The organism is Mucilaginibacter sp. OK098, assembly GCF_900142915.1.
In the GTDB taxonomy this organism is placed as follows: domain Bacteria; phylum Bacteroidota; class Bacteroidia; order Sphingobacteriales; family Sphingobacteriaceae; genus Mucilaginibacter.
This window is the reverse complement of sequence record NZ_FRCM01000001.1, coordinates 1,429,225-1,453,469: the sequence shown is the minus strand read 5'-3', so window position 1 is coordinate 1,453,469 and position 24,245 is coordinate 1,429,225. Positions and strand designations below refer to the sequence as shown.

Below are 24,245 nucleotides of genomic sequence, written 5' to 3'. Positions count from 1 at the left end.
AAATGTTAAAGAAAACATATATAGTAGCACTCGCACTTATTTTAATCGCGGGCTGTAAAAAAGACCCAATTAACGTTGGGCCTCCAAATCAATATAGTAGCAGCACTTTTCCGGCCACAGTTAGCGACCTGCAAAGTGTATTGGTTTCATGCTACGCCAACCTGCGCGACCAGGGGATCTTTGGTTTTCACTTTTTGCCCAAGGCATTGTCGAATTCAATGCACACCATTAATTCAGAATACGGGGGAGACCCGGGATGGAATGAAATGGCTGCCAATAGCCTTACTGCCGGAAATGAATATCCATCAGAAACATGGCAAGCATTGTATACGGGGATAAAAAATTGTAATGTAACCATTTATGCGGCTAACGTATTGGTGAAAACTAACCCAGCCGTAGATAAGCAAGCCATTAACCTTATATTGGGCCAGGCCTATTGTCTTCGCGGATGGTATTATATGGAGCTGGAGTGCTTATTCGGCGCAGCTTATATGCAGGCCGGTGGTGCAAATGGTGACAAAATGGGCGTTCCATTATACACAGAAATACCGCAAAATTTAGCAGCCACACAAGTTGCCCGCAGTTCGGTAAAAGATACATGGGCGCTGGTTATAAGCGATCTTAAACAAGCTGCAACCTTGCTAAAAGGACAGGTTTGGGGTTCGGCCGATGCTGCGCGTGCTACAGAATGGTCGGCTAAGGGCCTGTTGGGAAAAGCATATGTTTACACTGAGGATTGGACTGATGCAAAAACCACCTTAATTGATGTAATCCAGAATAGCGGAAAATCATTAATGCCCTACAATACATATCACGATGCATTTAACGGCAATAATAAATTTAACAGTGAGTCATTGCTTGAATTATATATTGACCAGGATTCAAAGGGCGGATACGGGATCTACAGCGGCGCTGCAAATTCATCAACTATAAATGGCCTTATCTGGGCGCCGAGAACATTTGGGGGATACAATTCTCCAACGTCACCATTTAATGGTACCGAAGGTAATACGCAAGCATTGGGTTATCCCAATTCGTTTGTTCATGATCAGAACGTAGTTCGCTTTGGGTATTCAATAGGAAGCGCTTACGATTTGGTAAATAACCCAAATTACAAACCTGCTACAGGCCCGGCATTCTATAACCCCCAGGTAATTATGGATCCTGTTTATAAAGCTAAAGCATTGGAGGTAAGGGCAAAGCAAACTGCCGACCCACGTTTGTATGTAAACACCCTGCAACCATGGATCGACTCAGTTAAGTTTGATGGTACAACCTGGGCGCTGGTCTCCAAGCCTGATGTGTATGCATTTCAACAAAATCATTATGGGTTCAGCATGAGAAAATATGCACCTATTGATTATAATGAGAATACGATTAACTCTGATAAATGGGATTATTACCTGCTGCGTTTAGCTGATGTATATTTATTGTATGCAGAAGCAAGTATAAAAGCAGGCGATAATGCAGGCGGGCTTGAGTACCTTAATAAAGTAAAACGCAGGGCATATGGTTTGCCGGTTAACACCGCATCAGCAATTGATTACAAATCATTAACCGATAAAACGAGTGCAGCCAACCCTGTTAGCCCCGATCCTGTATTGGGTAACAATCCATTATACTACGAGCGCTGGGCAGAATTATTCAATGAGGGAACCTGGTGGTTTGATGTGTGCAGGTGGAAGATAGGTACTTCAGAAGCCGCTTACTTCGGGAGCGCTATAAATGCGACCCAGCCTTTAAGTGCAACTTTTAGTGAAAGTAAATCATACGTATGGCCTATTCCTTTATCAGAGGTCAACACCAATTCAAAAATTAAGCAGAACCCAGGGTACTGATATAGTTGATTAATAAGTGTAAAGCCTGTGAGAGGGCTTTGCACTTTTTTGTTACCCGATAACAATAAAAAGACTTGTTGTCTTCAATTCCCTTTTGCGGGATTTGTTTGACTTGTCTTTATTAAAAACAAATAGTAAGCGATCAATCAATGCCGCTTTATAATTGAAGCCGGCTTAGGATAGTTCTGCTGCTATTGTATAACAATATTATGCTGATGAAAAAAATATTTATATGCCTGTTTAGCCTGATAACTATCCACGGTGCTATTGCGCAGGAAAATAAGGCCATTGAAGCAAGTATGAACAAAGTTAAGCTTCAGTTTATGCTTGATGAGGATGGAAGGCCTGTCTACTCTGTTAATTACGGACAATCTGAGGTAATTAAAGCATCCCGCCTGGGAATCAAGTTACTGAACGATAGTAATTTTGATGACCATTTTGAGCTAACCAGAACCGAAAAGAAAAGCGTTGATGAAACCTGGGAGCCCGTGTGGGGCGAGGTTAGCACGATCAGGAATCATTATGAGCAGGTAACCGTTCATTTAAAACAGCAAACCGGTCAAAAAAGACTATTGAACATCGTATTCAGGGTATTTGAAGATGGGGTGGGTTTCAGGTACGAGTTTCCACAGCAGCCAAACCTTAAATATTTTATAGTATCTGATGAATTAACCGAGTTTAGCCTGACCGACGACCATAAAACTTTTTGGATTCCGGGAGATTATGACAGCAATGAATATCCTTATACCATTTCGCCTTTAAGTAAAGTTGATGCATCGGTGCTAGCAAAATCAGCAACTGATATAGCTGTTAGGTTTGTTCCCGATCAATACGGTATTCAAACACCGTTGATGATGAAAACTGCAGGTGGTTTGTACATAAATATTCATGAGGCTGCCCTTAAAGATTATACATCAATGCAATTGCACGTGGACACAAAAACCTTTAAGCTTACGGCAAATTTAGTTGCCGATGCAGTAGGGAACAAAGCCTATATGCACGCACCCTGCAAAACACCGTGGCGGACAATCATTATCAGCGATAAGGCAACTGACATCCTGGCTTCAAAAATGGTCCTCAATTTAAATGATCCGTCAAAAATTGACAATACAGCATGGATTAAACCAATGAAGTTTGTTGGCGTATGGTGGGAAATGCAAACAGGTAAAAGTACGTGGAACTATAGCGACAGACTTGATACTTTAGGTGCTGACGGGAACCCAATCCCGAATGGCAGGCATGGCGGCAACACCGCTAATGTGAAACGCTATATTGATTTTGCTGCAAAAAATGGCATGCAGGGTGTTTTGGTTGAAGGCTGGAACATTGGTTGGGAAGACTGGTTTGGCAACTGGAAAGAAAACGTGTTTGACTTTGCAAAGCCTTATCCCGATTTTGATGTAAAGGCAATAAGCGATTACGCTGCATCAAAAAGCGTGAAAATGATCATGCATAATGAAACCTCCGGCTCGGCAACAAGTTACGAGCGGCAAATGGATACAGCTTTCCGCTTTATGAATAAGTATGGTTATACCTCGGTAAAAACGGGCTATGTAGGCAAGATCATTCCGCGTGGTGAGCATCATGACGGGCAATGGATGATTGACCATTATGTACGGGTAGCCGAGAAAGCAGCGCAATATCATGTTATGCTTGATTCGCATGAACCGGTGAGGCCAACAGGATTGCAACGTACCTACCCAAACTGGCTTGCCAGTGAAGCAGGTAGGGGCAATGAATATAATGCATTCAGTAATGGCAACAACCCTAACCACGAAACCATTATGCCGTTTACCCGCTTAATGGGTGGCCCTATGGATTATACACCGGGCATTTTTAAAATAAAAGGATACAGCGATGTTCCGGGCAGGCAGGTACATACTACGCTGGCTAAGCAGCTGGCTTTATATATAACCATGTATAGTCCGCTGGCAATGGCAGCAGACTTGCCAGAGAATTATGAAAAGCGTATGGATGCTTTCCAGTTTATAAAAGATGTTCCGGTTGATTTTGAAGATTCAAAAATTATTGAAGCTGAACCTGGCGAGTACATCACCATCGCCCGGAAAGAAAAAGGAACTGGCAACTGGTACCTTGGAGCAATTACAAATGAAAATAGCCGCAATGCTATGGTTCCTTTAGATTTTTTGGACAAAGGGAAGAAATATGTAGCCACCATTTATGCGGATGCTACTGATGCCGACTGGAAAAATAACCCGGAGGCGTACCAGATCAATAGCTATACTGTAAACGCAGGCACAAAGCTGAACCTTAAGCTGGCAAACGGCGGTGGGGCAGCAGTAAGCATTAAGCTGTTAACAGATAATGATAAAGGGGTAAAAGCTTATAAATAATTGAAACTATCCCATATAATGTACAGAAGCTTTATAACTGCTTTGCTTTTTATTTCGGTTATCGGATGCAGTAAAAGTAACCCGAAATCTGATCCGGTAAAAATTCCGGATCAATCTGTTAAAGTGCCGGATACAACAACGGTAGCCAGCGCTAAAGCGGTAGTAAAAACAAATAAGCAAAAGATTTATGTACATTATATGCCTTGGTTTGAAACCCCGGCGACATCCGATAATGGTAAATGGGGCCAGCACTGGACGATGGCTAATGAAAACCCGGATCTTATTCAATCAAATGGGCGCAGGCAGATAGCCTCTTACTTTTATCCTATGATTGGCCCATATGCCAGCTCAGACAGGGACGTTATTGATTATCACCTGCTGTTAATGAAATACGCCGGAATTGATGGGGTAATTGTGGATTGGTATGGCATACATAATGTAAATGATTATCCGCTCAACAAGCGCAATACCGATTCGTTATTTAACCGGATCCCAAATGCAGGTTTAGAATTTGCCATTTGTTATGAGGATGCTCAGCTGGCCCAGGTTAAAGCCAAAGCAGGTATTGATACTGTTACCGCAGCCAAAGAAGATTTTGCTTACCTGCAAACCGCCTATTTTGGCAGCAACAATTATATAAAAGTAAACGATCAGCCTTTGCTGCTTTGCTTTGGTCCGCAGGGAATGAAAACTTCTAATGACTGGCAACAGGCATTCTCAGGTCTTAGTACCAAACCAAGATTATTACCACTTGAATACCAGGGAAACGTTGCCGGAAACTCTGCCAGCGGGGAGTTTGCCTGGGTTGAATCTACCGGGCAAGCAAATCTGCAGGGATTTTATCAAAGCAGGGCACCAGCGTTAGCAACCTTTTTTGCAGGCGCTTATCCCGGTTTTAAAGATTTTTATAAGCCGGGCGGGTGGGGAAATACTTTATTTGTGATTGATCATAACGGTGCCGCCACTTTGCAGGCAACACTTGACCTGGCAAAAACCAGCGGAACAAATTATTTGCAGCTAATTACCTGGAATGATTACGGCGAAGGCACCATGATTGAACCTACACTCGACTTTAACTTTACCTTTCTACAAACCATACAGCAATATACAGGTGTAACCTATTCAGATACAGAGCTGAAGCTGATTTATAAATGGTATACGCTCCGGAAAAAGTATGCAGGAAACAATGCCGCAGAAGCGCAACTTACACAGGCTTACAATTATTTGACTGCGCTGGATGTAGCAAAAGCTACTGCTATAATTAGTGCAATAAATTAGCTAAAGGTGGCTCCGATGGAGCCTAAACGGGATATTAGGTTTCTATAAACAGGATACTCCTCTGGAGTGAAAAAGCCATTATCGAAATATTTAAGGAGCTCCGGAGGAGCAACCTGTTTATAGATAATAGAGATTGGCTTGAAGGGCTCCATCGGAGCCTCCTCGAAATTTGATAGCACAGGATACACTTAATGGCACATTTATGTTAATTTTATGCGGAATTAACCTAAATGCCAATTATGAAGTTTGCCAAATTAAGACCTGTAATTTACTCAAAGCAGGTAAAATATACTGTTGAATATTATATAGAGATGCTGGGTTTTACCTGTAACGGGTACACAGAGGATTGGAGCTGGGCGTCTTTATCACGTGATGAGGTTGAAATAATGGTATCTTACCCAAACGCACACGTTCCTTTTGATAAGCCGCAATTTACTGGCTCACTATATATTACCATTGATAATGTAGATGAGTTATGGAACCAGTTAAAGGAAGTAACTATAAATTGTTATGAGCTGGAAACCTTTGATTATGGAATGCGTGAGTTTGCCATTTACGATAACAATGGTTATTTAATACAATTTGGACAACCTGTATAATTACAACTTATTCTAAGCGAACTCTGCGGTTTAAATTTTGCCGCGGAGATAGCAAAAAACTCTTAACACTATTCTGACATACATTATTTTGAAATAAAATATAAGTTTCTAAATTTGCGTAATTGATTACGTAATTTATTACTTATGAATATTTATGATAAAACCGGTAAAATGGCATTGGGCAGCAGGCTCCGCAGATTAGGTGAAATGTTTGCGGAGCAAGCTGCGCAAGTGTACCCAATATATGGCATTGAGATGCAGCCCAAGTGGTTTCCTGTATATTATGCATTATCTGATGGGGAAGAAAAATCCATCACACAAATTGCTATAGAGATAGGGCATTCGCACCCGTCAGTAAGCACTATTGTAAAGGAAATGATGAAGAGGGACATTGTGGTAGCGAGTTCAGCAAAAGGTGATGGGAGGAAGAATTATGTAAAGCTTACTCCCAAAGGTTTAAGTATAAATGAACCCATCCAGGCACAGTTTACCGATGTAAACGCAGCAATTGAAAATGCTTTTGCCGAAACACAATATAATATATGGAAAGCAATTGAGGAATGGGAGTTTTTGCTTGAACAAAAGAGCCTGTTAAAAAGGGTGGAAGTTGTGAAAAAGGAACGTGAAGGTAAAGAAGTCGAAATAATACCCTATCAGCCTAAATATAAAACGGCATTTAAAAAACTTAATGAGGATTGGATAACCCAATATTTTAAAATGGAGGAGTCTGATTATAAATACCTGGATCATCCTGAAGAAAATATATTAAGCAAAGGCGGCTACATTTTTATGGCGATCTATAAAAATAAGCCTGTAGGCACTTGCGCCATTGTTAAAATGAACGATGATCAGTTTGAATTGGCTAAAATGGGTGTTGCACCTGACGCAAAAGGGAAGGGAATCGGTTTTCTTTTAGGTAATGCCTGTATTGAAAAAGCAAGAGAGACGGGCGCTAAGAAGCTATATCTCGAAAGTAATACCATACTCAAACCAGCTATTAGTTTGTATCATAAATTGGGTTTTAAAAAAATAACCGGCCCGCCTTCGCCTTATGAAAGAAGTAATATCCAAATGGAATTGGGCTTATAAATAGATAGAAGATGCATGATAATAAAATAGTGATTATTGTTAAGGATGATTTGAAAAGCTGGCAAAAGCTAAACGTTACCGCTTTTTTGGCCAGTGCAATAGCTATTGAATTCCCGGAGTTGCACGGCAGGCATTTAATAACTGCTTCCAGCAATAAGTACCTGCCTTTTTTGAAACAACCGGTGCTGGTTTATAAAGCGGAAGATATCAATCAAATGCAGCGCGTGTTTAAAAGAGCAAAGGAAAGAGAACTGCATATTGGAATTTATTCATCTCAATTGTTTGAAACTATGACGGAGCAGGATAATTTGGATGAAACAGCCCGGTACACGGACGATGAACAGGACCTGGTTGGCTTAGTTATTTATGGGGAGAATAAAAAAGTAAATAAAGCAATTGATGGATTGAAGTTTCATGATTAAATATGAAATTGTGTATTTTTGATTAATGAAAAATTAATCTATGACAACAATTGATTCTATATTGGACGATATAATGCGTTTAGATTTTGAATCCAAAGAAGTGCTTTTAGAAATTTTAAAAAAACATCAATCTGAAGCCAGGCGTGATAAGATTGCTAATAATGCCAGGAAGGCTTTAAAAGATTATAAGGCCGGTAAACTCAAATCCCAAACGGCAGAAGAAGTAATCGAGGAATTAAACAGGCTTTAATTTTGCTTCCGCTGCGCCTTTTCCCAAACGGCACTTTGTTTTTTGGTAAAATACCTGATGATCCCCATTAAAACTGCATAATTCATCACACAAAAATAGTAGGGGACGAACAACGCTTTGATCCGGATCTGCCGCTTTTCCATAATAAAGCCCAGGAAGGCAAGCAGGTAGAATAAAATTTGTGCTGCAAATATGGTATCATATAAAGCATTATTGGGTAAAAAAGCATTTAATACAAATGTCAATATAAGCAGGAAAGGGGTAACTGTCCACCGTAATACACGGTGGCTAATATATTGAAACGACAGAACGGGGAATTTAAAAGGATTGAATAATTGCTTTAATCTTAATATAGATTGAATGCCACCTGCAGCAATCCTGATCTTTCTTTTCAGCTCTTCCGATACGTTTTCAGATGCCGTTTCAATGGCATAAGCCTCGGGTTCATAAACAATACGGTAACCCTTTGTAGCAATAAGCATCGAGATCATAAAATCATCCAGAACGGTATCGGCGGGTACATCCTGGTAAAGTGAACGCCTAACGCTGAACAATTCACCGGCAGCTCCCACAACAGAATAAAGTTCCGAGTCCCATTTTTTTAATGCTGATTCATATTTCCAGTAAAAGCCTTCACCTGCTGCGCTTGCATCGGCATTTTCATCAATTTGAACTCGTTTTTCACCGGCAACGCAGCCAACCGTTTTATCGGCATAATGCCTGCAGATCTTTATAATTGCATCGGTATTTAAAAAGGTATTCGCATCGGTAAATACGGCTATTTCGGTATTCACATATTCCATGGCCCTGTGCACGGCTGCTATTTTGCCAGCACGCTGCGGTTGGTGCAAAAGCTGGATCTGCGGATGCAACCTTATTATTTCAGGTGTTCTGTCGGCAGATCCATCGGTAATAAATAACAGCTTTAATTTGCCACTGGGATAGTTTAATTTTAGGCAGTTGGCAATTTTATCTTCAATAAATAGCTCTTCATTATAGGCTGCCACTACCAAAGTACATTCGGGCAGCTGCTCATCATTCTCAAAGGGTATTACAGGTTTGCCTTTTAAAGCCCTTTTAACTTTGATCAAAAAGTACAGGAAGATGCCATACCCGGCAAAGGTGTAAAAAACGATAAAAAAGCTTAGCCAAAATATAACTATCATGAAATGGATTTAATGGGATATCCTAAGTTTTTACTGTTTTTACTATGACTCAAATTCCACCACACAGCTTTTAAAAGCATAGGTATAAAATTATAATTCCTATCCTTTATATAAGCCAGTAAGTTCCTTGGTACCACCAACAGAATGAAGTAAGGATAAAAAACAAGCTTATTAAAAAAAGGCGCATTCCGCCGGATAAAAAGGATGCGGTTACGATTCATAAAATACTCTTTCAACGCGCTTTTTTTGCCTACTGAAACTGACTCTTTATGATAAATGAGCGCTTCGGTACAAACCCAGGCTTCATAACCTGCGCGTTTTATATGTTCGCACCAGTCAACCTCTTCATAATACAAAAAGAAGTTTTCACTCATCAGGCCCGCTTTTTCAATGGCTTCTTTTTTGATCATCATAGCGGCGCCATGGCAATAGGCAGTAGGGGCGGTGATGTTATTGTATTGCCCGTTATCTTTTTCCCGCAGCCCCACGCAGCTATTGCGACAGGTGTAGTAATTCATCGGTGTGTAGCCCGCATACTGGATCAGATCCTTATCTGCAAAGTATTTGATCATCGGCGAGATCATGCCTATCGCCGGGTTTGAATCCATCACCCCGGTCAATTTTTCAACTAATCCATCGGTAAACCCGGTATCGTTATTAACAAGGAAAAAGTAATCGCCTGTAGCTGCATTTATGCCCAGGTTATTGCCCCCGGCAAAGCCGAGGTTTTGTTCAGAGCGGATAAACTTAACGTGCGGAAAATTTGCCTGCCAATTATTTTCGGGTTCAATTCTGCTGCCATTATCAACCACTATTATTTCGATATTTTTTAAAGTAGCCGGGATAGACTGCAATAATTCTTCAGTAACTTTTGGTTGATTGAAATTTACAGTAATGATGGATACAGTTTTCATTATTCCGGCTAGCAGGGTTATTGTTGAGATACCCTGTCGAGGCATTTCTGTAATACCACGGCAAATTCTTTATCATTAGGTGGTGCAAATATGGTATTATGCTCTCCTGGGATCTCGTGTACATTTACGCCTTTAAGCGCAAATTTCTTCCAACCCATAAATTCATAATCGTCCATATAAAACGTTCTTTTTTTGGCTTTGAACAGGTCTACAACAATATCAAGTGGTTTTTGATAGTAATTGTGTTTTGCCTTTGAGCTTGCCTCGTCAATTTCATTGTCATATGCAAAAAAACCTTCTTGTTTTTCGCTCTTACCCGTCAATTTCCAATAAGCCCTTATTATTCTGCGCTTAATAACTAAATTTTTGTATTCAAAAGTTCGTTTGGGGTCTTCAGCCAGTAAAACAAAGCTGTTAAGCAGCTTCATAATAAAAAGCCTGGCCCTATTAAAGGTTCTTTTAACAACAGGATCATAAGCATCCGTTTGTTTGGCATAGGTATCAAAAACTGCCAGCATTTTTACCTCCTTGCCCATATTTATCAGCTGGTTAACCATTTCGTAAGCAATTGTTCCGCCAAGCGAATATCCCGCTAAAGCGTAAGGTCCCGTTGGGTTTTGAGCAACAATTTCGGCAATGTAATTTGCTGCAATTTCTTCCATCACATCTAAAGGTTCATCTATTCCATTTAGCCCTTTTGCCTGCAGTCCGTAAACCGGTTGTTCTGCATCCATGTTCATAGCTAAAGCATTAAACAACAACACGTTTAAGCCCGCTCCGTGTACAATGTATAACGGCATTTTTGAACCTTTGGGTTTTATAGGTACAAGTGAATCCCATGTAATAGATTTTGAATCAACCTTTACCCGTACTGCTAACTGCGCTATTGTTGAATGATCAAACAGGGTAGCAAGAGGCAAACGCTTGCCCGTTAACTTTTCAATACGCGACATTATTTGAACCGCTACCAGTGAACGGCCACCCAGTTCAAAAAAATTATCGTAAATGCTGATCTTCTCAAGCCCCATAAGCTCCTGCCATATTTCGGCAATCTGGCTTTCAATTTCAATACGTGGCGCAACATATTCCCCAAGCCGACTTGCTGCATTATAATCAGGTATTGGGAGTGCCTTTCTATCTATTTTCCCATTTGGAGTTATTGGCATAGCCTGCATTAAAACAAAATCATCAGGCACCATATATTCCGGTAGTATTGCCAGTAGCGCTTGTTGCCAGGTATGGATTTTTGTTTTTAGATCCCCTTCAGCAAGTTCTTTCTCCAAAATAATGTATCCAACCAGGCGTGGGTCGCCGGGAGTATCCTCGCGTGCGATAACTACAGCTTGTTTTATATCGGTTTCATTAATTAACGCGTGTTCAATTTCTTCCAGCTCAATACGGTATCCTCTAACTTTTACCTGGTGATCTATACGACCAAGACAAACGATATCTCCATCTTCTTTGTATCTCCCTAAATCCCCGGTTCGGTACATTTTATCACCGGGTTTTCCGGAGAATGGATTATCTATAAACCGTTCTTCTGTTAATTCGGGGCGGTTAAGGTATCCTGCGGCTACGCCATCACCAGCAATAATAATTTCGCCTATTGAACCGTCAGTAAGATTATTTGAATTTTCATCAAGAATATACATCTGGGTATTGGCGATAGGTTTGCCAATGGTAATATTTTCATCGTTTTCAATAAGTTTTATAGCAGACCAAATGGTAGTTTCTGTAGGTCCATACATGTTCCACAACTCACTTGTGCGTACAGTAAGTTTACCAACCAGGTCTTTTGGCATTGCTTCCCCGCCGCACAGAATTTTTAATGGAAGCAATTTTTCCCAACCGGCTTCAAGCATCATACGCCAGGTATAGGGCGTGGCCTGCATAAAGGTAATGCCATCGTTTTTTACCATATCAAACAGTAAACGGCCATCTTTAGCAGTTTCAGAATTTGTTAATGTGATCTCGGCACCGCATATAAGCGGCAGGTATAGCTCCAATCCCGCAATATCAAACGAAATAGTTGTAACCGTTAATATTTTATCATTAGCGTTCATGCCCGGTTCTTTTTGCATGCTCAGCAAAAAGTTTACAAGGTTAAAATGCCGTACCTGTACACCTTTGGGCTTGCCTGTTGAGCCTGAAGTATATAGTACGTATGCAAGATCGTTCCCGCCAACTTCTACATTTGGTTCTTCGGCTGTGTAGCTATCAAACTTCGCAAATGCATCTTCTATCAAGATCTCAGATGCGTTTGATGTAAAGTGTTTATGATATTTTTTTGAGGTTAATAATATTTTGGCTGACGAATCTTCCAGCATAAAATCAACCCTGTCCTTTGGATATTCGGGATCAAGCGGAATATAGGCTGCGCCTGATTTTAAAATAGCTAACAGGGAGATGAGCATTTCGGGCGAGCGGTCAAGAGCCAGCCCAACAATATCACCAGTTTTTATATTATTATCTACCAGTATTTTAGCAAGCTTATTGGAGCTTTCAAATAGTTCCCTGTAAGTAACGTCCCGGCCATGAAATTTAACGGCTACCTTATTTGTGTATTTTTTTGCACATTCATTAATAAAATAAGGGAGTGCTTTTCCCCTTGGATAATCAACAAGTGTTTCGTTCAAATTATTTACAGTATTGAAATGGATAGGGGGAGTCATTTTATAGTTTGTTTCGGCTAACCGGGTGCAACTTTAAACGTATTACACTCTAAATATATAATATTACTTTTTAAAGTAACAACTTTATTACTATTAGGGGCGTCTATTTAACGCTATGGGTATGAGGAGTATGTATAAATTTTTTATTTGCCCCCTTTAATTTAAACAGTAATAGCAGCATTGCGAAAAATATTGCCGGAATCCTGATCAATGCTCCCAAAAAATCTTTGTTATAAAAGGTAAGAGGTATAGCAAATAATATACCAATATAACAGCAAATAGTTGCGGCCAGCCATAAATGCCAATCAGGCCCTATGCCTGGTAATATTAATGAAACCAACAGCATAAACGGCATTAGCCCAAGCATGAGTACCCTCGGCAAAATTGATAATTGATATACTTCATTTAAATAATCAAATTTCCCTGTAAATAATGCTGAAAATCCGCTGCTTCCGTATTTTTTAAGCAGGTTAAACTGAGCCGAAAGCCACCTGCGCCTTTGTTTTTTAAATACTTCTTTATTGCTTACCTTTTCATCATATATCAAAGCGTCGTTAGCGTAAGCAACGGTAACTTTATCGTTTGTAAGCAGCAGGCCCATCTCTTTGTCAAACCCGCCAACAGCATCAATCCGCATCATAACCTGGGTAAATAACTTATATTCCAACGCCATCCCCGAGCCAATAATGGCTGCCGAGAGATTAAAAACCCGCTGTGATTTACGGAAAATATGATTGTTAACCTCTTCGCTTATGGCATCAAGTACGGCTACTGAGGTATTTGTATTTTTTGCCACCCTGTGTCCCTGGATCACCCGGTTGCCGGCTTGCAGGTAATTGTTTATCTGGTATAAAAAATCAGGTGCGGCTACATTGTCTATATCAAAAACTATGGCGGCATCAAATCCATCTGCTGTGTTTTCAATGGCTTTATGTAATGCTTTTGACTTTGTGCTGCTCTCAAAAACAACTTCTAAAACCTGGAGCGGCATTTGTTTTAATTTGGCTACTGTTTCGGGTTTTAAGGAATCGGCAATTACACAGATATGAAACAGATGTTCAGGGTAATCCAATGTTATAGCACTGGCAGCTGAATTTAGTATGATCTCGTCTTCTTTATAGGAGCATATATAAATAACAAACTTTGCAAGGGTTGAACTCTGCGGAGGCGTTTTAATTTTTATTAGCTTACCCGCTACAGAAAAAATAAACAGGTATAAGCTGTATGCACCCAGGTAAATAAACAGTATGCTTGTTATAATTGCTGCAATAAATCTGATGATTTCCATATGTTACAGTGTTATACGTAAGTTTTAATTAAACGATTAGGTTTAATTGAATTTTTTTAACTTACAATGAAGAACCGGTTCTTTTTTTATCGAAATTTATTTTCAAAAGGTCTTTTATTTCACTTATGCGATGCTCCCATGTATTATCGGCTGCAACTTCAAGCCTCCTTTTTTGCAAGGCAGCAGTATCGTTTAATGCAATTTCAATAGCATCAGAAAATTCTGCAGCAGTTGTGCAGTAGGGCACCGTCTCAAATGTAAAATCTTTTAGGTCGGGGTTAAAATCTGTAGATACTATTGGCCTGCCCGATCCCAGGTATTCAAAAAGCTTTAACGGGAATATATCGCTACTTACCTCATCTTTTTTAAATGGTATTATGGCAACATCAAAGCCTTTTAATACAGCAGGCATTTCCTCATACGGAACCGGGCCGGGGAGGTATAAATTAGGTGCATTATATTCCTCTTCCTTTATATAATACCTGTCGATAGGCCCTATCATTACAAAACTTTTATCGCGGTTGGTTTTAAAAAGCAATTGCATCATATCATAGTCTATCCGGCGTTCAATGGCGCCAAAATAGCCTATTATTGGTTTTTTTATACCCGATAAAATTGCAGATTCCTTTAAATCGGGATCAAGTGTTTTTAAGCTGTGGCTTATGTTAGCTGCGTTTGGTATAAAGTAAGCGTTTGGATTTAGTAAGGCTTTTTTATTGCGCAGTTCTTTACTTGTGCATATTACCATATCAACCTGCTTTACCAGTATATCTTCAGAAATTAATCCATGTTTGGTTTGGTAGGGCTCAATTATCGGATCTACACAATGATAAACGCTCAATGTTGGATTTAGCAGTTTATGAAGTGTTGGAAGCGTAAAATTATAGGAGTTTATGTAGATGTAGTTAGTGATGTTCAGGTTTTTAATCACTTTCTTTACCCGCGAGCCAACTATCCACTCATTCATCTTCAACGCCATCCGGTAAAATTTACCTTCGGGCAGCATATTGATTGATGGGACAGGAGGGGAGATAATGATTTTTAAATTAGGGATCTCCGTTTCAATAATACTGTTTGATGACGAGAAAAAATGCGGGCGCCTTGTTTTAAATCCCGGTGTGTTTTTAAATTTTATATAATCGCGCCATGTGTATGGCCTGTCAACATAATAAACAAAATTATCTTTTGCAAGGTGCTTAGCCATTGTATAATTGGTTGATTCCAATTTGCCATCAAACTGCATTTGCGAGAAGATGATAATATTCTGATTCTTGAGGCTCATGTAAAATAACAGGGGGATTTATTTATCAAAAAGCATAATATCTATTATGATTTTATATTTCTTGCTTTATACTTAGCAATGAAGGTAGCTATTAATGCATTTGTTTCAACAACTCCCATTTTTAATATTCCAAACATTGTAAAGTTCAGGTACTTTCTAAGTACCCAGTATCCGTAAATTACACCGGCTAAAAACGTAAATATTGATGCAATTGCTACGGCATATAAACTGTGGAAAAAATAGATCCCAACAAAGTCGCCTACAACATTTACAACCAGCATAATTACTACCTTAATCATATTGATTTTGGGTTTATTAAGCATATCAAGTGTTATTCCGAAAAAACGGTCGACCGGCAGTAACAAGGCGAAACACATAAAAATACGGAATATATTGGCGGCATTTGTATTAAGATATTGATGGCCGCCTAATATATTGATTATCACATCGGCGAAAAGAATAGAAGCCAATGATACAGGTATTATTAAGATTGTTAAGATCCCTGCATATTTTTTAAGTATGTAAGTAATATAGTTTTTATCATCACGGTTTACCGCTGCTGACATGGCAGGCATGGCCGTTGCAATGAAGCTTCGGAGCGGGATTTCTATTACCTCCATTAATCGCTGGGGTAAGTAATAGATCCCTACAAAAGCAGGATTGATAAACATAAACTTTATAATAAAATTATCAGAGCTTCTGAGTAAGTAAGAGCTTACAGAGGTACCTATGCTAAATTTCCCGAAGTTTGCCAGTTGTTTAATACTCTCCCAGCTTCTATTACGGATTGACATGAATTTTGCCCATCCGGTAAAAATTGATACCAGGCTGGTTATCACAACTGATAAAAAGTAGGCATATATAATTACCTGGAAAGTGGCCTGGTGCAGTATCATTAATGTGATAATGAATAATAAAAAACAGCCCTGCCAAATTAACTGCAGAAGAAAAATACGGTCGAAACGCTCTTCGGCCTGCAGGATCCATAAAGCAACGCTCGATGGTAAGGTGCTAAAATAAATTATAGCAAACCATTTTATAGTAATTTCGGTAGTGTGGTGCCCATGGTAAAAAATAAACGCAATAAAGCTGAAAAAGCCTAATGCAGCGGTAATAATAAAGCCTAAAAACCAGGTTGATCCTGCAACGGTTTCTGCCTGATCCTTACTTGCGCCTGCATAAAATTTCACCAATGAGGTTTGCAGGAAACCGCTCCGGGTTAAGTTAGCCAGGGTAAAAGTTATTAAAAAGAATGACCAATCACCAAAATCTTCCACACTCATGCTGCGGGCAAGCAATGATATGGTAACCATGCCTACAACCGGCATAACTGCATTACTTGCTAACGAAAGGGTATGTTTATTTATTAACTTTTTTACGATGGACATTATATTTTTCCCCAACACTTGGTTTCGAAGTTGTATTTTTTGATTACACGGGCAGGGTTACCTACTGCAACAGAAAATTGGGGTATATCTTTTGTTACTACACTGCCAGCGCCTACTATAGCATGTTTGCCAATGGTTACACCGGCGGTTATTACACAATTTGCTCCAATCCACACATCATCTTCAATGGTTATTTGTTTAGTTACTACTTTCTGCATCCGGGGAGGCAAGGTAACATCCTCATATGCATGATTGAGGCCCGATATAACTATGTTTTGAGCAAGCATAACATAGTTGCCTAATTTAACCGGTCCAATAATTACGTTGCTTAATCCAATGCCTGCGTTGTTTCCAATAAAAACATCGCCAACACCATTATTTATAGTGGCAAAATCTTCAATAATACTGTTAGCGCCTATTTCAAATTTATTAAACGGAAACAGGTCCATCCGGGTATTAAATCTTATAATGGTGTTTTTGCCTTTTTTATGAATAAAAGGGTTAACAAACCACCTCACCCATAACCTTGGCCTGGCCTGGCCATGGGGGATTATAAGCCAGTGTGCAATTTTTTTTAATTTGGGATTTGATTTAATAGTTGATAGTAATGACATTTACTTTTTTAATTATTCATCATATTAAATTATCCCGTAATTGCAGCTTGTAACTGGGTTTTTTGCTTATCCAGCCGCATTGTAACGTTTATTATAGCCATGGCTAAATAAAATAATATATTGGTGGGGTATTGTACGAATGCCTGCTGCGGATAGTTACCAATATCAAGTGCGAAAATTATTAAAACCATTGCCATGCAATAGGTTTTTAGCTCAGGATCTTTGATAATGTAGTAATAATAAATACCTCTCTGCAGTATTATAAAATTAAATGTACAAAAAAGTAATAATCCAATCCAACCCATTTCTACAGCCACCCTTACATAACCGCTATCCGGCGGAAACTTAGCCAGGTAGGAATTTGGCGAAAATCGTTGCCCCCAAATACCAACCGACCCCAGGCCGCCCCCAATAGGATGCGACAGAATGTAAGGCTTAATTCTTCGTTGATTTTCGGCACGAACATTAAAAGATGCATCTTTTGACGGGCTAAATGCTGTTTGAAAACGCACCAGGCTTGGGTTTGAAGTGGGGACTTTAATTAAAACTGCCAACATGAAGCCTCCAAATAGCACAAATACCAAAATCTTTTTATTGAATTTTAAGATAGCCAGCAGGCCTATTGCTGCAGGGATTAAAACATATGATGCTCTTGTTCCTGAATAAAGCATCACCGTTAGGTAAAAACACATCAAACAAACAAGTATCACTTTTTTATAGGTGCGGATATTGGTAAACAATAACGAAAGGCATAGTAATGAAGCTGCAACCATGTTGTATGCAAAAACTACCGGATCAGAAAAGATCCCGAATTTGCGCATGTGCCCATAAATAAACAGCAAGCTAATGCGGAGCGGCTCGGCATTTAGCCACTTGGTCTCGAAGTTAAAAAAGCCAAAATTTTCTTGCTGAAAAGCTGATAGGGCAGCCAATAGCTCAAGTACCAATAAAACTTTAAACAAGAGCTTAATATAATCTTTAGAACGGATCTGAAAAACAAATACAAAGTACAATAGCATTAGGAAAGCAATTGTACGTACCGTATAAATCCAGGCTAAAACTGATGAAGCTACAGGATTAATTACCTCCAGCAGGTTATAAACCAACCATATCAGGATGAAATAACTTATTGGGTCTTTAAAATAGTCCCAATTTTTTTCATTTTTTTGTTTGATAAAGAAACCCAGAATTAGCAAATATGTTAATATATCCATTACCAGCCCGACGGGTGTATCAGGAGGAGCCTGGCTTAAAATAAGTTGATAATTAATAAAAAAGGAAGCTGTTATGAAAAGGATGATGCCGAATTTAGGATAGGCTACAACGGCATACACAAGCGGTAAGCCAATAATTAGGATAAGGATAAGAATTCCTATTACTGCTCCTTGAGTAGCTATTAAAAAGCTTATCAGCAGCGATGTAAATAACAGGAATATCAGTACAACAGGTTTTGAGAATTTGTGAATGACTATGTTTTCCCAAATAGATCTTCTAGGTGCACTATTTCTGATCCGGTCACTTGACATTTATAATGAAGGTAATAAATATTAAAGAAATAGAATTTTGACAAACCAGGCAAAAATGCTTACAAATGCAACTGTAACAGCCGCGTAATAGCATTTCCTCTGAAATGGACTTAAGTCTTTTATAGGATCATCTGCTATTCGGGAAGGTTCAAGTTTCATAGTTTAAAATGTATATAAAATAATTGAAAATGAACTGTTATGGCTGTATAGTAAACTATTTTTTACTGTTTTTTGATACGCTGATTACAGTAGCTTTATTCAGGATCCACCCGCCAAATTTGTTATTTAATGATTTTAAATAATCAATATATTGTTTGTGCGATGCTGCAACACTCCTGTTGGCTTCAAAAATAGCCACTGTTTTATTTGCAAATAAGATCCACTCTTTGGCCTTATTTAATGCATCAAGCGGCGGCAGGTCAATCAAAATTATATCATACCTTGATCTCAATACATCAAATTCATTTTGAATTTGCTTTTCATCATTAATTTCGAGCAAAGTAATATCACCCCCGCGATTGCCCAAAACACTTATTTTGTTGTTATCCCTTTCAATGTATGATGTATTCCTGAAATAATCTTCTATAAATAATGTAGGTTGTATATTCCGGGTAAGGGTAGGGTTGTCAAAGTTACCGTCAATTAACAATACCCTTTTATTAATGGAAGAATATGCAAAAGCTAAGCTTATTGCAATAAGCGATTTACCCTCGTGTTTACCTAAGCTTGTTATAGCTAAAACTTTCTCGCCTTTTAATTCCTGGTCAATTTCAAACCTAACAGAGCGCAGCAACTCTTTAAATTGCTGCATCTTATTCCTGTTCTCAACATCCCACAGTTTTCTCAGATCGGGTTTTGGCCCTTTTATCATATTTAATGAACCCAGTATTGGCAATTGTGTGCGGGCAACCAGGTTGGCTGGCTCCTTAACACTGTCATCCAGGTAAAATAAAATAAATAATACCACCAGGCACAAAAACAGGCTAACCAATCCGCTAAGTACAATCAGCAGCATTTTTTTAGTAGGTTGAGCTATATCAGGTGTGGCCTTCTCAATCTGCATGAGCTTTATTGAAAAGTTTGATTGCAGATTAAGCGCATTATACCTGTTCAGCACATCCAGGTATTCCTTGCTGGCTATATCTATATCGTACTCATATGTTTTTACGGTAGCATCAAACGGCACTAACCGGGCAAATTTTGCATTAAGATTGTTCAGTTCCCTGTCTATAGATTTTACGCTGTACTTGGCAAGATCTCTCGCTACTTCAAGTGTTTGTTTTTGAACCACCAGGTTGTCTTTCCCAACCAACGGATTAACTAAATACTTATCAGACGTTTTTTGCAGCTGGCTAACAAGGTCGCTTTGCAATGAATCCATACTTGACTTGTACTTTGGATTAAAACCGCTATGAACATATTCATCAGTAAGGGTATGCAATTGCTCTTGTGTGCTTGCAATTTCAGCGTTATAAGGATTTACTGTTGATTCAATGTACTTCCTGTCTTTAGGATCAAACTTGGCGTTTATGTTTTGAAGAGCACCTTCATTAGCTGAGAGGGTCTTTTCGTTTTCCAGCTTTTTATCGGTATAGGCTAATATTTGTGCAAAAATAGATTTGGATTGATCGTCAAGGTTTAATATGCCGTTCTTTATCTTATAATCCTGCAGTTCCGCTTTCTTTTGAGTAAGCGCGTTTCTTTTTTCGTCCAGTAAATTTGAAAGGAACGATACCGCGTTTGATTCATTCTTTTTAATGTTGACCGTATAATATTCAATAAATTCCTGGCAAAGTGTATTTACCACGAATGCTGATAATTGAGGGTTTTCTGAAGTAAAGCTTACTGATATAAAGTCACTTTCCTCATCACGCACAATCTCCAAATATTTTCTTAATGAGCGTTCATCATAATGCATGGAAATAAGTAGCTGGTTTAAGCCATTCTCGTCCTTATTGTATAGAGATAAAGGCTCCCCGTTTATTAGTTTTGCTCTATATACTACTAATGCGTGCTGTATGGCCGCAGGGCTTAAATTTTTAAAATCGTGATTAAGCAGCCGAAAAGGTGTATTACTGCTCAGATCGTGAATAATGAGTTGATAGGAAACCTGGTCTATTAGCTTTTTTAGTTTGATGATCTCCATCAAATTGCTAAATTCCCTGCTTATCTGGTCGGCCTGGGCATTTGGGTTATTATCCTTATCTAATAAATGGCTTGAAGCATCAACAATACCCGTAGCAATTTGAGTGTGGGAAACATATTCATCGGGCAGATTTTTGACAAGAAAATACGAGGCGGTTACCGTTGCTAAAACAATGATAATTATTACGTATTTATATTTACCTAAAAGTTTAAAATAAGAAGATATTTCCATTAATCTATTTAATGCTTTCCAACTTGTCCCCTATAAGCTCTTCAAGATTAGTTTTGGCGGTAAAAACATTTAACTCAGCCTGTATCCTAAATGAATTTTGATTGTAAAGGTTGTTTAACGATTCATTGTAAGTTTGAAACGGTGTTTCTCCTTTTTCAAAAGTGTACTTAAGATTTTTTGTTGCGGTTTGGGCATTTGTAACAGCAGTTACCTTATTTCTTAAATCTGCCTGTGCAGCTAAATAAGCAAAATAAAAGCGTTTTATCTGCGCCTCCAGTGTCAGATTATATTCCTGTTGCAGATATTCGGCAATTTTTACTGATTCCCTCGCATTGTGAATAGTATATGGCCTTTCAAAAAGCGAACCAAGGCTAACAGAAGCTACCAGCTGATAGCCTTTAAAAATGGTTGGCGTGGTTAAATTGATGGAATTTTGCGGACTATAAATATATGATGCGCTGAATGCTTCCAGCCAGCCGAAACTCGCCTGGTGAAAAGTGCTTCGTGCAATTTCAACCTGCTTTTGTTTTACCTTGGCCTCAGGATAATTCTTTTTAGCGGCTGCTACAAGTTTTTCAAGGTATTCGTATGACAGATCTTTAAAAAGGGTTTCCTGTGCATATAAATTACTGGCCAAAACTGAAATAAATAATGAGAGGCAAATAATTCTAAATTTCTTATTCATTTTTTTACACTTTTTCTTTCTGAAAAACTGCCGGCACCGTTCTTATAAGGATCTTCCAATCAAGCCAAAAAGAATAATTTTGCGCGTAAAAATTGTCTAATTTCTTTCTTTCACGTTCAGACATATCCGCTTTACCCCGTTTGGTTATCTGCCATAAACCGGTTAACCCGGCAGGTCCCAAAAAACGCATTGACCACTCGTTTGATGTTAACATTTCTGCCTCATAAACCGGTAATGGCCTATTGCCAACTAATGACATGTCCCCCCGTAAAATATTGAATAATTGAGGGAGCTCGTCGAGGCTCGAATTTCGTAAAAATTTACCGAGTTTGGTAACACGGGGATCGTCTTTAATCTTAACAAATGCGGCTTTTGTGCCTCCATCCTCATTTGCATACTGATTTTGTGTGGATAACTCAATTAGTAGCTTATCTGCATCGGTGCGCATTGATCTGAATTTATAGAAATCAAATACTTTGTAGCCAGTGCCAACACGCTTGCTTTTGTAAAGAACCGGCCCTTTTGAGCCTAATTTAATTGCAATTACAACAGCCAGCATAACGGGAGAAAGAACAAGGATCATACAACCGGAAATAAAGAGGTCCATAAACCGTTTACCTACCGGCGTTTTGTAGGTTATATCTACTTCTTTTGAAATTTCAATTAATTTGGGTTTTATTAATTTAAACTTCACCAAAAAGTTCAGCCGCTCGCGCAGGTCTGACATTGAAAAAGGATAAATATAAAAATCATGCACTTTTAATTGCATGGCGCTTAATTTTAACGATTTGTCATTTGACAATGAGATTAACACAATAATCATCCCGTTAAAAAGAAAATTAGCTTTTAACCGTTCAACCAGTGCAAAACATTCACCTTGTTCATCTACTTCTAATAAAATAATTTCGGGCAGTGTTAAAATTGACTGATTACCTAAATATTCTTCAAGTTGTGAAAGATGATCATTATAGGTGATTTGAAAATAAGGGTTAAGCTCATTTGCTACTAAATCCTTTAACTCTAAACCTGCATATGCTATTTTGGTATGTGAACCTGCATTCTCATTCCATTCAGTTGCTATGGGATTCGTCATAAATGCTTAGTACTTGATTAATAGCTGATTTTAAAGAAGTAGGGTTAAATGGTTTTGGCATATAAGCATCTACTTGAAAAGGCATGTTACTAACCTGGGTATCCAAATCATGAGCTGCAGAAAGCATAATTATAGGAATATCGCGGAAAAGGCCGCTTATTTTAACGTTTTTAATAAATGATTGCCCATCAAAATAAGGCATCTGTAAGTCGGATATAATTAACTCAGGAATATTGCCATCCTCCAACCACGAAAAAGCATCAATTCCATTATTCCTAACAACTATATCGTAATCTTTTGAGAGAATAAAATTTAGGAGCTTCAAAATACTTAAGTCATCATCAACAATCAGTATTCTTTTTTTCATGTGCTAATCGGGTGCTATACATTTCACTTGATTACGTATTTTTTAACGAAAAGGTTTAGTAAACAACAATTTAAACGCATTACTTGTTTTAAAGCAACACAGTTAAAACGCAATTATTAAGCTCAATAGTTTACCTTTTTACTTTTAATCCTATAAAAATACCTAATTGAAAATAACTTTGGACAATTATTTAAGAATTTTTAACTGTAACATTATGAACCAGATAGCTCTTATTTTGGCTGCTTTTTGCTGATTTTTATCTTGCCCGGGACTAAAAAATAGGCGAATTCATAATTATATCAAGATCCCAGAATGAAATTTTATCAATAAAAGGAAAACTTGCAATACTTGCTGTATACTCATCATTTAAGGCAAAACTCCTTATTAACCAATTGTTATTTGAGGCAATAATACCTGGTTTTATAAGATGGGATCCATCAAGGACCGGGATTAGTTTAAGGTCGATATCGAGGCCCTGGGCTGTTGCCTTGGTAAGCGCTTCTTTACGGGTCCATAACCTGAAAAAGCAGGCCACAGCATCAGTTTCATTTATATAATCTATTTCAGCAGTACTGAAATTATCAGCTAAAACTTCTTTAAATCCAAACGACTTATTTATAAACTCAATATCTGCGCCAATTGCCGAATCTGAAACAGCCAGTAATATTGCATCGCCTGAGTGGGAGAGGTTGTATTGTAAATTTAATTGATTTGTGCTTTTTATATAAGGCTTATTATTTTCTCCTGCTCCAAATTCAACCGTTGCAGGAGTTTGGTTTAAATACTTCCCAAAAATGTGTCGCATAGCGCCACGACTTATAATAAACCGGTTACGGTCTTTTAACTGGTGGTACCGGTTGGCCCGGGCTATTTCATCAGGCGTTAATATGGTTAAAAAGCTATCAATCAGTGATGAGTTTGGGCTTACCCCAATTTTCCATACATCAATGTGATTACCTATGCTAAAGTTACATGCTGATGCATTAAGCCACGCTACATCAGTTAAATATTGATTGATTACTGTAATTGACCCCATAATTATT

At 38.5% G+C, this 24,245-nt stretch carries 20 protein-coding genes; 7 read left to right on the top strand and 13 right to left on the bottom strand.

Annotated elements, in window-relative coordinates; all coding sequences use genetic code 11:
* Nucleotides 1–2: 2 nt before the first annotated feature.
* The 7 genes from BUE31_RS05990 (at nucleotide 3) to BUE31_RS05960 (ending at nucleotide 7,830) form a co-directional block, all read left to right on the top strand.
* Nucleotides 3–1,838: a RagB/SusD family nutrient uptake outer membrane protein gene (locus tag BUE31_RS05990; RefSeq protein WP_073401148.1), complete on the top strand. Its 1,836-nt coding sequence runs from the start codon at nucleotides 3–5 to the stop codon at nucleotides 1,836–1,838.
* Between the two features lie 215 nt (nucleotides 1,839–2,053).
* On the top strand, nucleotides 2,054–4,192 hold the full coding sequence (locus BUE31_RS05985) for a glycoside hydrolase family 97 protein (RefSeq protein WP_073401721.1): 2,139 nt from the start codon (nucleotides 2,054–2,056) through the stop codon (nucleotides 4,190–4,192).
* An 18-nt stretch (nucleotides 4,193–4,210) separates the two neighbouring features.
* On the top strand, nucleotides 4,211–5,470 hold the full coding sequence (locus tag BUE31_RS05980; protein WP_083619371.1) for a glycoside hydrolase family 99 protein: 1,260 nt from the start codon (nucleotides 4,211–4,213) through the stop codon (nucleotides 5,468–5,470).
* 239 nt (nucleotides 5,471–5,709) lie between these two features.
* The gene (locus BUE31_RS05975; RefSeq protein WP_200801864.1) at nucleotides 5,710–6,069 is read left to right on the top strand and encodes a VOC family protein; all 360 of its coding nucleotides are present in this window, start codon (nucleotides 5,710–5,712) and stop codon (nucleotides 6,067–6,069) included.
* Nucleotides 6,070–6,213: 144 nt separating this feature from the next.
* Nucleotides 6,214–7,158 (top strand): bifunctional helix-turn-helix transcriptional regulator/GNAT family N-acetyltransferase, encoded by a 945-nt coding sequence (locus tag BUE31_RS05970; protein ID WP_073401142.1) that lies wholly within the window; start codon nucleotides 6,214–6,216, stop codon nucleotides 7,156–7,158.
* Between the two features lie 11 nt (nucleotides 7,159–7,169).
* Nucleotides 7,170–7,580: a DUF2000 domain-containing protein gene (locus BUE31_RS05965; RefSeq protein ID WP_073401140.1), complete on the top strand. Its 411-nt coding sequence runs from the start codon at nucleotides 7,170–7,172 to the stop codon at nucleotides 7,578–7,580.
* Between the two features lie 40 nt (nucleotides 7,581–7,620).
* Nucleotides 7,621–7,830, top strand: a complete 210-nt coding sequence (locus tag BUE31_RS05960; protein ID WP_073401138.1) for a hypothetical protein — start codon at nucleotides 7,621–7,623, stop codon at nucleotides 7,828–7,830.
* On the opposite strand, the gene BUE31_RS05955 is transcribed toward BUE31_RS05960, so the two are convergent.
* The 13 genes from BUE31_RS05955 to BUE31_RS05895 form a co-directional block, all read right to left on the bottom strand.
* Complete coding sequence (locus tag BUE31_RS05955) at nucleotides 7,827–8,996, bottom strand: glycosyltransferase family 2 protein (RefSeq protein ID WP_073401136.1); 1,170 nt, start codon at nucleotides 8,994–8,996, stop codon at nucleotides 7,827–7,829. The two genes, BUE31_RS05960 and BUE31_RS05955, sit on opposite strands and share 4 nt — an antisense overlap.
* On the bottom strand, nucleotides 8,993–9,910 hold the full coding sequence (locus tag BUE31_RS05950) for a glycosyltransferase family 2 protein (protein WP_073401719.1): 918 nt from the start codon (nucleotides 9,908–9,910) through the stop codon (nucleotides 8,993–8,995). Before BUE31_RS05950 ends, BUE31_RS05955 begins: the two co-directional genes overlap by 4 nt.
* A 17-nt stretch (nucleotides 9,911–9,927) precedes the next feature.
* On the bottom strand, nucleotides 9,928–12,582 hold the full coding sequence (locus BUE31_RS05945) for a non-ribosomal peptide synthetase (RefSeq protein WP_073401134.1): 2,655 nt from the start codon (nucleotides 12,580–12,582) through the stop codon (nucleotides 9,928–9,930).
* A gap of 103 nt (nucleotides 12,583–12,685) precedes the next feature.
* Nucleotides 12,686–13,870: a glycosyltransferase family 2 protein gene (locus BUE31_RS05940; protein WP_083619365.1), complete on the bottom strand. Its 1,185-nt coding sequence runs from the start codon at nucleotides 13,868–13,870 to the stop codon at nucleotides 12,686–12,688.
* 61 nt (nucleotides 13,871–13,931) lie between these two features.
* A complete protein-coding gene (locus BUE31_RS05935) occupies nucleotides 13,932–15,152 on the bottom strand; it encodes a glycosyltransferase family protein (protein WP_073401132.1) in 1,221 nt (406 codons plus the stop codon).
* Between the two features lie 44 nt (nucleotides 15,153–15,196).
* Entirely contained in the window at nucleotides 15,197–16,540 is a 1,344-nt protein-coding gene (locus tag BUE31_RS05930) for an oligosaccharide flippase family protein (protein ID WP_073401130.1), read from the bottom strand.
* Entirely contained in the window at nucleotides 16,540–17,154 is a 615-nt protein-coding gene (locus tag BUE31_RS05925) for an acyltransferase (protein ID WP_073401128.1), read from the bottom strand. The genes BUE31_RS05930 and BUE31_RS05925 overlap by 1 nt, the downstream gene beginning before the upstream one ends.
* A gap of 29 nt (nucleotides 17,155–17,183) precedes the next feature.
* Nucleotides 17,184–18,680 (bottom strand): O-antigen ligase family protein, encoded by a 1,497-nt coding sequence (locus BUE31_RS05920; RefSeq protein ID WP_073401126.1) that lies wholly within the window; start codon nucleotides 18,678–18,680, stop codon nucleotides 17,184–17,186.
* A gap of 214 nt (nucleotides 18,681–18,894) precedes the next feature.
* Nucleotides 18,895–21,057, bottom strand: a complete 2,163-nt coding sequence (locus tag BUE31_RS05915; protein ID WP_073401124.1) for a GumC family protein — start codon at nucleotides 21,055–21,057, stop codon at nucleotides 18,895–18,897.
* A 4-nt stretch (nucleotides 21,058–21,061) separates the two neighbouring features.
* Nucleotides 21,062–21,742: a TolC family protein gene (locus BUE31_RS05910; RefSeq protein ID WP_083619362.1), complete on the bottom strand. Its 681-nt coding sequence runs from the start codon at nucleotides 21,740–21,742 to the stop codon at nucleotides 21,062–21,064.
* A 4-nt stretch (nucleotides 21,743–21,746) separates the two neighbouring features.
* Entirely contained in the window at nucleotides 21,747–22,835 is a 1,089-nt protein-coding gene (locus BUE31_RS05905; RefSeq protein ID WP_073401120.1) for a sugar transferase, read from the bottom strand.
* Nucleotides 22,813–23,202, bottom strand: coding sequence for a response regulator (locus tag BUE31_RS05900; protein WP_073401118.1), 390 nt, complete (start codon nucleotides 23,200–23,202; stop codon nucleotides 22,813–22,815). The genes BUE31_RS05905 and BUE31_RS05900 overlap by 23 nt, the downstream gene beginning before the upstream one ends.
* 271 nt (nucleotides 23,203–23,473) lie before the next feature.
* Nucleotides 23,474–24,238: a 4'-phosphopantetheinyl transferase family protein gene (locus BUE31_RS05895; RefSeq protein WP_073401117.1), complete on the bottom strand. Its 765-nt coding sequence runs from the start codon at nucleotides 24,236–24,238 to the stop codon at nucleotides 23,474–23,476.
* Nucleotides 24,239–24,245 lie beyond the last annotated feature (7 nt).

Coding starts and splice junctions, on each gene's coding strand:
- BUE31_RS05970 (WP_073401142.1), top strand. CDS start 6,214: ATGAATATTTATGATAAAACCGGTAAAATGGCATTGGGCAGCAGGCTC.
- BUE31_RS05940 (WP_083619365.1), bottom strand. CDS start 13,870: ATGGAAATCATCAGATTTATTGCAGCAATTATAACAAGCATACTGTTT.
- BUE31_RS05925 (WP_073401128.1), bottom strand. CDS start 17,154: ATGTCATTACTATCAACTATTAAATCAAATCCCAAATTAAAAAAAATT.
- BUE31_RS05955 (WP_073401136.1), bottom strand. CDS start 8,996: ATGATAGTTATATTTTGGCTAAGCTTTTTTATCGTTTTTTACACCTTT.
- BUE31_RS05930 (WP_073401130.1), bottom strand. CDS start 16,540: ATGTCCATCGTAAAAAAGTTAATAAATAAACATACCCTTTCGTTAGCA.
- BUE31_RS05920 (WP_073401126.1), bottom strand. CDS start 18,680: ATGTCAAGTGACCGGATCAGAAATAGTGCACCTAGAAGATCTATTTGG.
- BUE31_RS05910 (WP_083619362.1), bottom strand. CDS start 21,742: ATGAATAAGAAATTTAGAATTATTTGCCTCTCATTATTTATTTCAGTT.
- BUE31_RS05935 (WP_073401132.1), bottom strand. CDS start 15,152: ATGAGCCTCAAGAATCAGAATATTATCATCTTCTCGCAAATGCAGTTT.
- BUE31_RS05980 (WP_083619371.1), top strand. CDS start 4,211: ATGTACAGAAGCTTTATAACTGCTTTGCTTTTTATTTCGGTTATCGGA.
- BUE31_RS05945 (WP_073401134.1), bottom strand. CDS start 12,582: ATGACTCCCCCTATCCATTTCAATACTGTAAATAATTTGAACGAAACA.
- BUE31_RS05960 (WP_073401138.1), top strand. CDS start 7,621: ATGACAACAATTGATTCTATATTGGACGATATAATGCGTTTAGATTTT.
- BUE31_RS05985 (WP_073401721.1), top strand. CDS start 2,054: ATGAAAAAAATATTTATATGCCTGTTTAGCCTGATAACTATCCACGGT.
- BUE31_RS05915 (WP_073401124.1), bottom strand. CDS start 21,057: ATGGAAATATCTTCTTATTTTAAACTTTTAGGTAAATATAAATACGTA.
- BUE31_RS05975 (WP_200801864.1), top strand. CDS start 5,710: ATGAAGTTTGCCAAATTAAGACCTGTAATTTACTCAAAGCAGGTAAAA.
- BUE31_RS05900 (WP_073401118.1), bottom strand. CDS start 23,202: ATGAAAAAAAGAATACTGATTGTTGATGATGACTTAAGTATTTTGAAG.
- BUE31_RS05905 (WP_073401120.1), bottom strand. CDS start 22,835: ATGACGAATCCCATAGCAACTGAATGGAATGAGAATGCAGGTTCACAT.
- BUE31_RS05950 (WP_073401719.1), bottom strand. CDS start 9,910: ATGAAAACTGTATCCATCATTACTGTAAATTTCAATCAACCAAAAGTT.
- BUE31_RS05965 (WP_073401140.1), top strand. CDS start 7,170: ATGCATGATAATAAAATAGTGATTATTGTTAAGGATGATTTGAAAAGC.
- BUE31_RS05990 (WP_073401148.1), top strand. CDS start 3: ATGTTAAAGAAAACATATATAGTAGCACTCGCACTTATTTTAATCGCG.
- BUE31_RS05895 (WP_073401117.1), bottom strand. CDS start 24,238: ATGGGGTCAATTACAGTAATCAATCAATATTTAACTGATGTAGCGTGG.